At 53.2% G+C, this 13,290-nt stretch carries 10 protein-coding genes; 1 reads left to right on the forward strand and 9 read right to left on the reverse strand.

The features are described from left to right. Nucleotides 1-2 precede the first annotated feature (2 nt). From TREPR_RS14225 to TREPR_RS14250, 6 genes are all read right to left on the reverse strand, one after another. Complete coding sequence (locus tag TREPR_RS14225) at nucleotides 3-794, reverse strand: endonuclease III domain-containing protein (RefSeq protein WP_015709039.1); 792 nt, start codon at nucleotides 792-794, stop codon at nucleotides 3-5. Between the two features lie 10 nt (nucleotides 795-804). Continuing rightward, nucleotides 805-1,278, reverse strand: a complete 474-nt coding sequence (ispF, locus tag TREPR_RS14230; RefSeq protein WP_015709040.1) for a 2-C-methyl-D-erythritol 2,4-cyclodiphosphate synthase — start codon at nucleotides 1,276-1,278, stop codon at nucleotides 805-807. Continuing rightward, nucleotides 1,271-2,023, reverse strand: coding sequence for an IspD/TarI family cytidylyltransferase (locus TREPR_RS14235; RefSeq protein ID WP_041611224.1), 753 nt, complete (start codon nucleotides 2,021-2,023; stop codon nucleotides 1,271-1,273). The genes ispF and TREPR_RS14235 overlap by 8 nt, the downstream gene beginning before the upstream one ends. 9 nt (nucleotides 2,024-2,032) lie before the next feature. Beyond that, nucleotides 2,033-2,536, reverse strand: coding sequence for a CarD family transcriptional regulator (locus tag TREPR_RS14240; protein WP_015709041.1), 504 nt, complete (start codon nucleotides 2,534-2,536; stop codon nucleotides 2,033-2,035). A 129-nt stretch (nucleotides 2,537-2,665) separates the two neighbouring features. Continuing rightward, entirely contained in the window at nucleotides 2,666-5,356 is a 2,691-nt protein-coding gene (locus tag TREPR_RS14245) for a hypothetical protein (protein WP_148257326.1), read from the reverse strand. Nucleotides 5,357-5,669: 313 nt separating this feature from the next. Further along, the gene (locus TREPR_RS14250; protein WP_041611713.1) at nucleotides 5,670-7,013 is read right to left on the reverse strand and encodes an MATE family efflux transporter; all 1,344 of its coding nucleotides are present in this window, start codon (nucleotides 7,011-7,013) and stop codon (nucleotides 5,670-5,672) included. Between the two features lie 247 nt (nucleotides 7,014-7,260). Here TREPR_RS14250 and TREPR_RS14255 point away from each other — a divergent pair, with 247 nt between their 5' ends. Then, nucleotides 7,261-7,551, forward strand: coding sequence for a DUF2325 domain-containing protein (locus TREPR_RS14255; protein ID WP_041611225.1), 291 nt, complete (start codon nucleotides 7,261-7,263; stop codon nucleotides 7,549-7,551). Between the two features lie 17 nt (nucleotides 7,552-7,568). Here TREPR_RS14255 and TREPR_RS17960 read toward each other — a convergent pair whose 3' ends face one another. The 3 genes from TREPR_RS17960 to TREPR_RS14270 all read right to left on the reverse strand — a co-directional run bounded on the left by TREPR_RS17960 (nucleotide 7,569) and on the right by TREPR_RS14270 (nucleotide 13,275). After that, the gene (locus tag TREPR_RS17960) at nucleotides 7,569-11,225 is read right to left on the reverse strand and encodes an SNF2-related protein (protein ID WP_015709045.1); all 3,657 of its coding nucleotides are present in this window, start codon (nucleotides 11,223-11,225) and stop codon (nucleotides 7,569-7,571) included. Between the two features lie 144 nt (nucleotides 11,226-11,369). Then, nucleotides 11,370-12,818: an OmpP1/FadL family transporter gene (locus tag TREPR_RS14265; RefSeq protein ID WP_015709046.1), complete on the reverse strand. Its 1,449-nt coding sequence runs from the start codon at nucleotides 12,816-12,818 to the stop codon at nucleotides 11,370-11,372. Nucleotides 12,819-13,023: 205 nt separating this feature from the next. Then, nucleotides 13,024-13,275 carry a DUF3783 domain-containing protein gene (locus TREPR_RS14270; protein ID WP_015709047.1) on the reverse strand — a complete coding sequence of 84 codons (252 nt, stop codon included), beginning with the start codon at nucleotides 13,273-13,275 and terminating at the stop codon, nucleotides 13,024-13,026. Nucleotides 13,276-13,290: the final 15 nt, after the last annotated feature.

The following is a 13,290-nucleotide window of genomic DNA, read 5'->3' on the forward strand; positions in this document are numbered from 1 at the left end:
CCCTACCGCTCCGTGGTAACCCCCACCCGCCTGCAAAGCCCGGGCATCACGCACCGGGAGCAAAAGGGGCTTATGGGCCTGCAAACCCGCTGGCCGTATAACACCAACAGTATATTTATCCGCTTCCAGTATTTTTTCGGTAGTATTTCCCGGAGTATCATTTCTGTTCCTTCCGGGTTCTTCGATTCCAGAACCCCCAGGCGGTTACTAATTCTGTGCACGTGCACATCCACGCAGATCCCATCCATGTCAAAGGCCTCGGTCAGGACCAGGTTGGCAGTTTTCCTGCCTACCCCGGGCAGGGCCAGGAGAAGTTCCATGTCCGCCGGAACCTGCCCCTTATAGCTTTCCATAAGAATGGCGGCTATTTTTTGCAGATTTTGCGCCTTGGTATGGTAGAAGCCCACCGGGTAAATAAGCTTTTCAATTTTTTCAGTTGTAAGGCCCAGGAGCGCCTCTGGGGTAGGGGCCTTTTCCAGCAGCGCCTGTGACCGGCTTAGTGTCACCTCGTCCTTGGTACGCAGGCTCAGTATCGTTGATGCCAGTACTGCCCAGGGATTGCGCCGGTACCGTTCCGCCACGGTGGTCACTGAGGGGTCACCCTGTGCAGGCGCAGTCTGCCGGCCTTTTCCCGGCTTTGCACCGCTTGTGCCTGCGGTATGTTCCCGGCCAACGCTTTCCACCGGCAGCTCCCCCAGTTGTGCGTCCTTCCTCCACTTTTCCAGGGCTTTCACGATTGCGTCCCAGTCCGGCTTGGTTCCGCCGGCCTTCCCTTTTTTATTCACGGTCCCCATATACGCCGCCTTACCGTTCCAAAAGACATACTGCCAGGGCTTCCACCGCCAGCCCCTCGCCAATGGGTCCCAAACCCTCGCCGGTTTTCCCCTTCACAAAAACTAATTCAGCAGAAACCCCCAATGCCTTTGCCAGGGACTCCCGTATCTGTTCGCGCCAGGGCAGGACCTTTTGCCTTTCCGCGCTCACCACGCAGTCCAGGTTCACCAACTGCCACCCCGCACCCCGCACCAGTTCCCAGGCCGCTTGCAACAAGGCAATAGAATCCGCGTCCTTCCATTTTGTTTCTGAAGGGGGAAACAGTTCCCCGATATCCCCCAGGGCTGAGGCCCCCAGCAGGGCGTCAATCACCGCATGGGCCAGCACATCCCCGTCAGAATGCCCCAACTCCCCCAGATCCGAGGGAAGCTCCACTCCCCCCAGGAGGAAGCGCCTCCCGGCAACCAGTTTGTGCAAATCCTTGCCCACACCAATTCTAAGCATGGAGGTCCTCCGGAAAGGTAATCTTTTTGTTCTCGACTGAACCTTCCACCACCGCTACAGGGCCGATAAATTCCCCCCAGACTTCCGCATCATCGGTGTATTCGTAGTGTTCCCGCAACTCCCGCTCCGCCGCCTGTTCGTGGGCCCGCAGTATCTCCGGGAAGGCGAAGCCCTGGGGCGTCTGGGCGGCCCCCACGGAAGAACGCCTGAGGTGGCGGGTCACAACACCTGATTCATCAAATTCCTTGGGAGTTTCGGTCAGGGGAAGCAGGGGGACCGCCGCCCGGCGCTGCATCGCCGCATCAATGGTGCGATTTATAAGGGCCGCATCCACCCAGGGCCGGCCCCCATCGTGGATCAGCACGAAAGCCGGGTTCCAGGCTTCAATCAAGGCCAGGGCGTGGTGTACCGAAGCGCGCCGGGTGGACCCCCCGGGCACAAAGAATATCCGCAGCCGCCCCCCCGGCGCCAGGAGGCCGGCAGGCAGGGCCGCGCGGGCGGCAGCCTCCCCGGTTTCGGCGCTTGCCGGAAGCTTTCCGGGGTGTTCCCCCGGCACAGTAATAACGATAAGCCCGATACGCGCAATAGCCGCAAAGGCCCCCACCGCCGCCCCCAGAACAGTCAGCGGCTTCCCCGCATCATCGGTAAAGCCGGGACCCAGGGGGCGGTACTCTTTCTTGAGCCCCCCGCCCATGCGGCTGGAAGACCCGGCAGCGGTGATGACCGCAGCAATGGCGGTATCCATGGCAAACGGTTATTTGGATTCCAGGCGGGCAAAAATCATGGATTCCACCTCATCCTTAGGCTTGCGGAGGGAGTAGGCAACCTCGTCTTCCAGCAGTTTCAGCGCCGAATCGTAGAGTTTCCGCTCCAGGATAGGCAGCTCCTTGACCTTGCTCCGGTGATAGAGGGATCGGACTATGGAGGCGATATCCATGACGCTGCCCTTCTTGAGAAGGTCCAGGTTCATCTGATACCGGAGTTTCCAGTCCGAAGGAATAGGCTCGTAATCCTCGCTGATCAACTCCAGGGCCTTCTGAGCCTCTTCCTTAGGCACAATCGCCCGAATCCCCAGCCGCTCCGCTTTGTCCACCGGAACCATGATGGTCATATCGGACACTTCCAGGTATATAACATAGTAGGGGATTTTTTCGGTCTTAAAATCTTTTTCCTCGATTGAACGGATAACCCCAACCCCCTGGCTGGGATATACCACCTTCTGCTCAACCTGGAATGTCTTTACGCTTAACTTGTTCATTATCGCTTAGTATATACCAAAAACAGGCAAATGTGAATGGGGTATACCGCATTTAACACCTGGGGGTTTAAAAAAAGGCCCTGGTATGAGCCAGGGCCTTTGGGGTCAATCTAGAGTTCCTTCAACAGGCTAGGGTTCAAGGTGATAGCCATCAAAGGTGAATACCGTAGACACACCCTCCCGAATATGAACGGCTTTCCAGAAGTACAGTGTCTTTCCCCCGTACCAATGGTCATCCCTGGTTGTACGGACAGCAACACGGTAGAGCCCCGGTTTTAAGTTAAAAGTTATCGAACTATTTTGCGGTACCCCAAACGTAGTGCCATCATGCCAATTCTCCAGTGTACCCGCATTAGTAGAAGACTGCGGCGGTACGTATTGGTTCATCGAAAGGACATTCGGTATTTTGCCGGATCGTGATGATGAAGTTTTTTTGTTTGATGGGATTGCTGTTCCTGCTGCCAGTTCAATTTGATCGGTGTTCGGCACATAGCCTGCTTTCCAGTCGATGTATGCAGTATAAAGCCCTGAATTAACGTCGGTTAAAGCAACAACTTTTTCAGCTTCGGCGTAATTTGAGATAAGTATCTCTTGAATCGGGATATGGCCCTTTGTGCTTTCACGGTTAATGATAGTTACCGAACCCACGGAGGCCGTGATATCCCGCAGTGCCGTCGGCGTGGTGTACTCCGGATATGACTCCCAAGTTGTATCCTTAAGTCTGACGATGGTCAAAACATCGATGTAGGTATTTATCTTTATGGACTCATGATAAACTGTCGAACTGCTATTGTTGCTGCGATAAATATGGACATACATTTCACCGGGTGGGACTTCCATTTCATCGGTTTCCTCGTTGGTCGCAAGGTACGGGGTAGAATTGTGGAGCTTGTTGCGCACAGCGGATTTTGTCATGTCCGACAACCCGCCGAGGCGCGTCGCGTCCCCGCCGTAGTCAAACCAGGGCTTATTCTCATGGGCAGCATCAGCCGGATGAAGCGTATCATCCGATGAACGATTGGTGGCTAACACCGCATAGATTTTATTTTTGCCCGTATTCACTACCTTTAAATACGCCCATTGATGCGGAGCAATTACAGGCCCTGTTATCTTGCCTTTGTTGTTGGGATCGTCCGTGTTATTCTTCGGTTCGTCTTTTATAGTTGTTTCACCAAACGGCGGGGTTGTACCGATAACAACGGTATTTTTAGGCTCGGTATCCCAATTAGTCGGGTTCCCAGGATCCTCATCATCGTTAGAGGCATTGAACCACAAAGGATTACCCGGCCCTATTGGCTTTGTTGGATCATAGTACCCCATACGCACCTTATAGGTTCCCCGCGAAGGGACCTGGTAGTAATAAGTTTGGCCGGGGGCAAGGGGAGGATTGATAAATACCAGGCCGCTGGGGTTTGGCTCCATGGCGGTCTGGGCGCTGCCGGGTACTTGGTACACGTTAATTACATTAATGTTTGTGTTCGTGTAATCATTTCTGACAGCTATATAATAGGAGGCGCCGGACTGGGTGTCTCCGGTCTTGCCGGGGTTATTATTGGCCCCGGAATAATCCGTGGATTTATCCTTGTTTGTTTCACCAAAATTGGGATCAGTCCCCACAGTAATCTCATCCGTGGGTTCCGTCCAATCGGCCGGATGATCCGGGTCGTCGTCATCACTGGGAGCGTTGTACCAGAACGGATTGCCTGGCCCCGGTGGCAATGATGGATCGTAGAACCCCATCCGTACCTTGTATTTACCGGTGGTGGGGACTTTGTAATAGTAGATATCCCCAAAGTAAAGGGGCGGCGTAATTACTACTATCCCTGTGGGATTCGGGGCCAGTGTGGTAGTACCGCCGGGGGCGCTTTCAGGCATTTGATATACGTTGATTGCATTAACAATTGTGTCTTTGTATTGATTTTTGACAACTATGTAATAGGAGCCTTTTGTGTCGGTTGGAGGGGTAGTCCCGCCGCCGCTATTGCCGCCGTCAGATTGCAATTCTATAGTGGCTGTTTCGCCTTCTTTTACAATTTTTTCACTTTGCCCAAGCCATGCAGGGGTTTTATTACCCCCCTTATAGCCTAACTCAACTTTATATTTTCCAGCATGAAGGGCTAATGTAATAGAATCTCCTACTCCCCCCGCAGTCGCCGGTGGTTTAAGCGCCGGATCCAGCGTAAAGGTCAGTTCGTTTGTGGGGTTCTCGGAACTGATTGCAGGTAAATCTTTGGTAGAACCATCAGGCCAGGCGAGGTAGGTTACTTTTATTATGTCAACCGGGTAGTTGCTGTTATTGGTAATTTTCAGATGCCCCCAGCCCGGTAAAGCATTGGGAGTAGTACCATCGGTATCGGTTCCCGGGGTAGTAAGGTCACCGGATTCAGGGTTATTTGGGTTATTTGGATTCCATTCCGGGTACTCCGGGTCATAGCCGGGCTCGTCAGGAAAATTCGGATCGTTATGTCCGCCGGTCTTCCACCACAAGGGGGGCTGGAATTTAGTACCCGTATCCAGGATTTTACCATCCGGTTCAACCGAACCGGGTTCAACCGAAACAGGCTCTACACTTGAATAATAGATCCCATCTTCACTGATGGACACCTCATAGTTTCCGGCGGGCAGGGATAGTTCTTTATTGTCCCCGGTCCCAACATCTGCGGGGATGACCTTATAGGTCCCATCGGGGTATTTGATCCGGATAAAATGGATGGTTTGACCTTCGGTGTCGTTTTCGATCGTTAGTTTGCCGTTATCCTCCGGGTCCGGCGTGACGTAGATAATTTCCCCGGGTTTCGTAACTATGACAGTTTCTGTCATTGTTATTAGCTCATTAGGAAAATCGACTGCTGGGCCCAAACCAGTTTCGCAGGAAATAAGAGCCCCTGCGGCGAAAACTATGCCAAAAATAGCCAGAATCACACTAGCTTTCGGCCCTCTGTCCATGACACATGATAAAAATTTTTTTCCTTTCATAGGTTCTCCTTTTTTATAATACCAGGCTAGCAGCACAGATGTTTTTAATAGTGTTATGCTCGGGTACATACCCCTCATAACAAATACTTTTAAGAAATATAGTACCATGCTCCATCTTTTTCAATAAATCCTGGGTATTTTTTTCAGAAAAATATCCCTATCCTTCAATAACCGTCTTTTTCTCCCAGGTACCCCGAACCCAGCGGGTCAGATAAAAACTGCCCCGGACGATAAAGTCGCCCCCCATGGCGAGCCACACCCCCAAGGGCCCTATACCAAAGGTATAGGACAGGAGGTAGGCGGCGCTGACCCGGACGGTCCACATGGAAATGACCGCCACGATCATCACAAACCGGGCATCCCCGGCAGCCCGCAGCGCGTTGGGCAGGCCGAAACTCATGGGCCAGCCTATGGCCATGGAAATACAGTGCACTCGCAGGAATGTTTTTGCCAATTCGTGGGCCTCCGGGCTCAAATTAAATAGGCTCACCATGTTTTCCATGAAGATATAGATAGTCCCGCTAATGATAAAAAGGGTGATGTAGGAGAGCTTCATTATTTTTGCAGTATTCCGTTTGGCGGATACATAATCACCGGCACCGATACATTGCCCAACAATAGTAATAAGGGACAAACCAAAGGCCATGCCGGGCATAAGCGAAAAGGAGTTGACCACCCCGGCTATGGCATTCCCCGCCATGGCGGAGGTGCCGAAGCTGGTAAAGATCCGCTGGGTAAGGAGCCTGCCGAGCTGGAACATGGAATTTTCCAAGCCGCTGGGGATACCCACATTCAGAATGATACGGATCATGGGAGGGATAAACCGGATTTTAAGCAGCCCCGCCAGGGAGACCGCGCCCTGCCGGTTTCTGACGAGCAAAACTGTGGTAACCCCAGCGGCAACGATCCTGCTTATCAGAGTGGACAGGGCCGCCCCGACGACTCCGATACGGAGGCCGAAGATAAAAAAGGCATTCCCCCCCACATTCAGAATATTCACCAGCAGGGCGATACGCATGGTTACCCGGCTGTTCCCCATAGCCCGGAACAGGGCGGCGTTGGCGTTATACACCGCCAGGGCAGGATAGGAGAGGGCGGTTATCAGAAAATAAACCGCCGCCGCATTCAGCACATCCTCCGCAACCTTGCCGTAGAGGAGTGTGATAATCTGCCGCCGCCAAATCATGCCTATTACCATGACCACCAGGGAGGCTGCGGTAACAATATAGACAAGCTGTTTCGCCGCGGAGCCAGCGTTTTGGCTGTCCCGGCGGCCTATGTACTGGCTGACCACCACCGAGCCCCCGGTACAAAGGGCGGTAAAGACGATAATCAGCAGATTATTGATATTATCAACGATATTAACCCCGGAAACCGCAAATTCCCCCACGGAACTTACCATTACCGTATCCGCCGCCCCCATGGTAACGGCGAGGATCTGTTCTATAATAAGGGGCCACAGGAGGCGGAAAATCGCCCGGTTGTTCCACTTTTCAGCCATGGATGAAATCAAAATGTATACCTTTACATAAGGCTACTCCTTATGTGAGGTTCTTGCTAGATAGGCAAAGGAGGCTCATTTGGGCACTCCCCCACCAGTCTAGGATCAGATGATAGACCATATTGGAACAAATTGTTCATAAATTACTTGACACATAGCCTTGAATAATACATAGTAAATATATGGTATTAATAATATATAATATCATAAAAAGACAAAAAATGACTAATAAGTCCGGGAGCTTAACATGAATGTAGTAATAATTGGCGGAAACGAGTGCATGGAATGTCGATATAAATGTATATGTAAAGAATATAGCTGCAAAGCAAAGGTTTTTACAAAACTTGAAGGCCACTTACTTGAGCGTATTGGGAATCCGGACTTAATTGTCCTTTTTACCAATCCGGTTGCCCATGATATGGCCTGGGCTGCAAGAACCAAGGCAGCCCAAGCCAATATTCCCCTGGTACAGTCCCACTGCGGGAGCGGTACTGCGCTGAAGAATATTTTGAAAAATCAAATAGGATCCGGCGCATAGAATAGAAAGCTTGGCCCCTAGCGCTCAAACAGGGATTTGAGTTCCTGGTGACTCATCCGGGCAAGCCAGGATTCCCCGGATGAGACGGTCATATCCGCCAGTTCCTTTTTGCTTGAGATCATGGCGTCTATCTTTTCCTCAAAGCTGTTTTTAGTGATGAATCGGTGCACAAAAACGTTGCGCTTCTGGCCTATCCTGAAGGCCCGGTCGGTGGCCTGGTTTTCCACCGCCGGGTTGTACCAGAGGTCGTAGTGGATCACCCGGCTTGCGGCGGTGAGGTTGAGCCCCAACCCGCCGGCCTTGAGGCTTACCAGGAGGAGCCGGGAAGCGGGATCGTTACTAAAACTGGCCAGGGTTTCGGACCGGGCTTTCTGGGTCATGCCGCCGTGGTAGACCAGTACCGGCTCGCCCAGCTCTTCCAGAATGATCCGGGAAAGGCAGTCCAGGGTTTCCACATACTGGCTGAAGATTAGGGCCTTTTCCCGGCCTGCGAGGATCTCCTCCAGCAGGGCCTTGAGGAGCTGGGCCTTCCCCGAAAGGGCGGAGACCGCGGGGCTTTCCTTGTCATAGACCCGGGGGTGATCGCAGATCTGTTTCAGCGCCGTGAGCAGGGACAGTACCAGTGCGGGCCGTTCCTTGGGATCGATCTTCGCCGACTTCTCCATGATTTCGCTGACCATGCCCTCGTATAGGGCGGCCTGTTCTTTTTCCAGAACTGCGTATTCATTGGTTACGATCTTGTCCGGCAGGTCCTTGATGATGGTCTTGTCGGTCTTGAGGCGGCGCAGCAGAAAAGGCGCGGTGATCCGTTTCAAGGAATCGGCTTTTTCCTGGTTTCGCAGAACTTCTATCGGATAGCGGTACTGGTCCTTGAATTCCTTGGGGCTTCCCAAGTAGCCAGGGAGTATAAAATCAAAAAGCGATCGAAGATCCTCTAGCCGGTTTTCCACCGGGGTCCCGGACAGGGCAAGCCGGTAAAGAGGCCGCAGTTTCTTTACCGCCCGGGAGATGCCTGTCTCGGTGTTCTTCATCAGATGGGCTTCGTCCACGATGAGGAGGGAAAACACTTCCTTCTGCAATTTTGCGCTGTCCCGGGCTGCTGTTTGGTAGGTAGTGAGAAACACATCCCGGCCGGCTTCAAGCTTCCTGCCTGTTCCGTGGTAGCGGCTTACGGCCAGTGATGGTGCGAACCGTGAAAGCTCCTGTTCCCAGTTCTCCAGTAATGCTGCGGGGGCCACAATAAGGCAGCGATTCCCCAGGAGGCCGTCCTCCTTGAGCCTGAGCAGTACCGATATTGCCTGGATGGTTTTTCCCAGGCCCATGTCATCCGCCAGAACGCAGCCGAAACCCGCCAGGAGGAGAGAGCAAACCCAGTTATAGCCCCGCTTCTGATAGGGCCGCAGGGTTGCTTTCAAGGAAGGCGGCGGGGAAAAGCGGCGTTCTTCAAAAAGTTTTTTGACGATCTCCCCTGCATCAAATGAGAGAACACTGTCCCCGGCAAAATGGGCCTTGAGAAAATCCATGGCGCCCGGTTCGCCGGTCTTCGCCTTTTTAAGAAGTGCCGCCAACTCATCTGCGTTGAGCCGGACAAAGCCGTCCCGGAAGCGGATCAGGTCCCGCTTTTGTTTCAGAAGCTTTTCAAATTCTTCAATAGAAAGGATACTGTCCCCCACCGCTACCTGCCATTCCCAGTCCAACAGGGAATCAAGCCCCAGGAAGCTGACCATGCCGCCCCGGTCCTTGCCCGTCCCCTTGAGCACGAGTCGGGGCTTGAGTTCCCGGTGCAATGACTTGGGTAGGTCCACCCCAATCCCCAGCCGGGTAAGCAGGGGCGAGGCAGATTCCAGAAATTCAGCCAGCCGTTTTTCAGAAAGGGGAACCTTTTTATGGACCAACAGGGATCGTATTTCCGGGAGATAATTGGAAAGCGCCATGGGAGATCGGAGCGCCCCCAGGGTATCGATTTTCATGCCCCCGGGAAGCTTTTTAAGCGAGGCGATCTTCATCAGGGGTATCCTGGCAATCTCCCCGGGGCCTTCAATAAGAGCGTCCATGGAAAGGGTGTAGGTATCCGATTCGGCGAGAACTTCTGTTGAATTTCCCGATAGTTTTCCTGCGGAAGATCCGGCATCTTCCATCAATTTCCGCGGGGCATCTCTCACGGTGAACCGATACTTCCAGGCAGTAAAGTCGATATGGAGCACCGACAGCCACCGATCTATGGAAACCGGGAGACTCCGCAGGGCCGGGGAAGAAACCCCCATGCTTGCGCCCTGGAAAAAAAGGGCCAGCAGTTCCTTATATTCCCGGCTTCCAGCCCTTGCCCGAAAGGCAAAGTAATTCCGCTTGACCCATTCTCCCATGAAGGCCGAGCTGAGAAGATCCACCACGCTCCGGCCCGAAGCCTTGGCCTCCCCTTTGTCCGCCATCGCAGTTTTTTTGTCCGGCACCGCAAGCTTTTTCCCGACAGTGACTCCCCTACCCCGCTTCGTCGATTTCTCGTCATGGTCCTTGAAAGACAGCATTCCTGTTTCCAGGGAAGCCAGGGCGTCCAAGGCCTGACCAATCTGGGGCAGGGTTTCGTAGGGCTTCCAGATGATCCGCAGTATCCCATCCTTCAGGAGGACAAAGGGAATAAAGGCGCAGGAACGGGCCGCCTGCCCTAGAAACCTAAAGAGGTAAAAAAGAAAGGTATAATCCCCAGTCCCGTCATCGGAAGAAAAATTATCAAAGCTCTGCCAGACCTCGAAAAGGGTATGCCGGGTCTTTTTCCCCAAGATGTCCGTTTCCTCAAGAAAGACATCCTCCCCCGGGCCGGGGTTGGGACAAAGCACGGCCCAGCGGGACCTTGAATAGCGGTGCTCCGTATCACCATCATTATTGCCGTCACCGACGCTGGTTTCATCGGCACCGATGAAATCGGCACTTTCCCAGGGGCTAAACCGGGCCGCCCGGTGGTAAAACTCCGCCATGCTAAGGGCAAAGTCCCGGTCCCCAAAAGGCGGCTTGGGTGGCAAAAGGGAAACAATAAGTTCCGCGCAATGGGGTATCTCCGCGAACAGGGCCGCAGGAATGGTGCCAGCGACGTCAGGCGTAGGAATGGTGTCAGTCACCTTTTTAGGCGGCAGGGCTGCGGTTACTGTAAAAGGGGCGGGCAAGTTCAGGGCCACGGATTGGCCGAACCGGGCTTCCAGGTCCATGCCCCGGAGACGAAAGAGGAGCCGGGGGTCTGCGTCCACTTCACGGGCAATGATGTAGTAGAGGGCCGCCATGTGCTTGCAGGGGTCCCCGTAGTCAGGGCAGCTGCAGGACCGCTTCATGTCCCGCCAGCGTTTGGGGATCAGGCTGATCCCTTCGGCCTTGAGCTTTTCCAGGAATTCCTCAGGCAGTTCCCCTGCGGCGATCCGGGCAAGGAGGCCGGGATCATCCTCGATCATCCGATACAGCTGCTCCCGTTCATTGAGCGCGGGGAACACAATCTCTACCCGGTAAAAGGGGCGGTAGTTCCCCTCCACCTCGGCCGATGCCTTGCCCTCCTCAAAGTCCAGGGACAGGACCCGCCCGGTATTAGCGTAGGTCTTACCACGATCCAGCCGTGCGCCCATCTCGTAACTATTTAAGACCTCGATAAACCAGGCGCCCCAGGGGGTTACGCCGTATTTAACCTTTGCCATGGGGATATAATTATCTGTTTTTGGGGAATTGGATAGAGTCCCCTGAGGCGGCTTGTCATTTTTCGGTGTCTACACAAAAGCGGCGTGTACTATGTACTGGCTGACCATTAACGGACAGCCAGTACATATAGATAGCTTCCTCGGTTAAAACTTATACCCTACCCCAATCCCAACTTCTAAAACATCTTTGTTGAGAGTACCGGATACGTTGTAAACTTCCAAGTTGAGAGGCGCGGGGGCGTATTGGCTCACGGAATAATCCACCGGCAGAGAGTGGCTGTACAGGAAAGACAGGATCAGATCCAGGCCGTTCTTGAAAGCATAGGAGCCGCCCAAGCCGCAGGAAATTGAATCCAGGGGAGGGCTCGCGCTCGCATTCAGCAGGGTATGCGAATCGTTAAAATATTTGTCCTTTGCGCCGGATTCGGTGTACATAACCCCCAATCCTACCTTAATCGCCTCAGTAATTTTATAGGATCCCCCCAGGGCTACTTCCCAGCCTGTATCGAAGTAGTCATTTATATCCCCGTCTTTTGTCCCGGTCGAATCAAAGGTCTTACCCAGATTGGCAAGGGAAAGCAGGTAAATAGTCCCCGAAAGGGAAACGCCAAGACTGTCGTTCACCTGATATTCCGCGCCCAGGGCTATGAGATGGGGAAGGTTCTGGTTGAACTTGGTACCGTCCACTATGCCGCTTTTGGCAAGAAGTGATTTTCCTGCTGTCGCAAGCGTTCCGTCCAATTTTTTTTCATTGTATTTAAATTCAAGATCCGTTTCCATTTCGTATCTGAGGCCGATGGTAAGTCCATCAATGGGCCGCAGATCAACTCCGACAATGGGCGTAACACCCAGGGCGGAATATTCATATTCACCGCTAAGATAGTACCCAGGGCCATAGGAAGCCTTGAGGGAAAAACCCCGCTGGGGTATAACCAAACGGGCACCCAGGCTTAGGGACATCAAATCGCCCAGGAAAGAATAGGCTCCCCCTAAGCCAACCCCATAGTATATGCTGGAGGCGTTAAACTCTTGGGACTGGAGGGCGCCAGTAGTAACGGGCCCACCCTGAGCTGCCGGCAACGACCACAGCGAAGCCCTCAGTGCATTAAGGGCAAAGGTGGAACCTGCGGTACCATCGCCCCATGCAAGGTCCCCGCCGCCTGCGGGAATCCCGGCTTGCAGGTAGATCGCCAGTTTGCCCGGCCCGATGTCGCCAAAATTATACGCCCCATAGAGATTGGGAATCGCCGGGGTCAGAAGCTCCGGCTCAAGGGTCTTCTTCACGACACCCCCAAAAGGGTCTGCGCCAAAAATACCGGCTCCAGCTATTGCTCCGGGCGTAAATTTTGAATCCTTGTTGCTATAAAACTTGAACAGGGTCTGGTTGCTCAGGTCGAGGCTCAGGCCCCGGGGCAAGAAAGCGGTACCCGCTGGGTTGTAGTTTACAATATCCGCCGCATCGGTAGCCGCATTCCGTGACAGGGAGAACAGCCACCGGGCGCTCTGGTTGGTCAGGTAATCCAAACTACCTGCAAACAGAACCGACGGCACCAATAGGGCCAATAATAACAATACGCATAATGTCTTTTTCATAGATACATCTCCTTCTAAAAAGAATCACATTTATAAAAGGATTACATAAACGAAAAAAACCGTCAAGGTGTCTTTATATAGTGGCTGCAGCTGCAACCTGCTTAAGATGTTGTGGTAAAAAACTATAGGGGGTTCTTTCATAGAAATAATAGCAGCAAATAGTGTATAAATATAAAGAACGGTCAATACACCTAACGAAACTGTCTTACCCCGATTGCTTGCCCTCGTTTTCCTGAAAATACTCGTGTTCCTTCCGCACCTCCCGGATCAGTGCCTTTATCTTCCACTCCAGATTGGTCGGTGTGGTGGTGGTAAAGGCGATGCTCCCGGGATCGATCCCCGCTTCTCCCGCAGCGCTCTTCACCGCCCGGACCACAGCCATCAGCGCATCCCCGTCAAACCCGTGCAGTAATACTACCGGATCCCCGTTTACCGCAGGTTTTTCCTTATTTCCCATTCCTCGTCTCCTCCT

The sequence above is a fragment of the Treponema primitia ZAS-2 genome (assembly GCF_000214375.1).
Taxonomy (GTDB): Bacteria; Spirochaetota; Spirochaetia; order Treponematales; family Breznakiellaceae; genus Termitinema; species Termitinema primitia.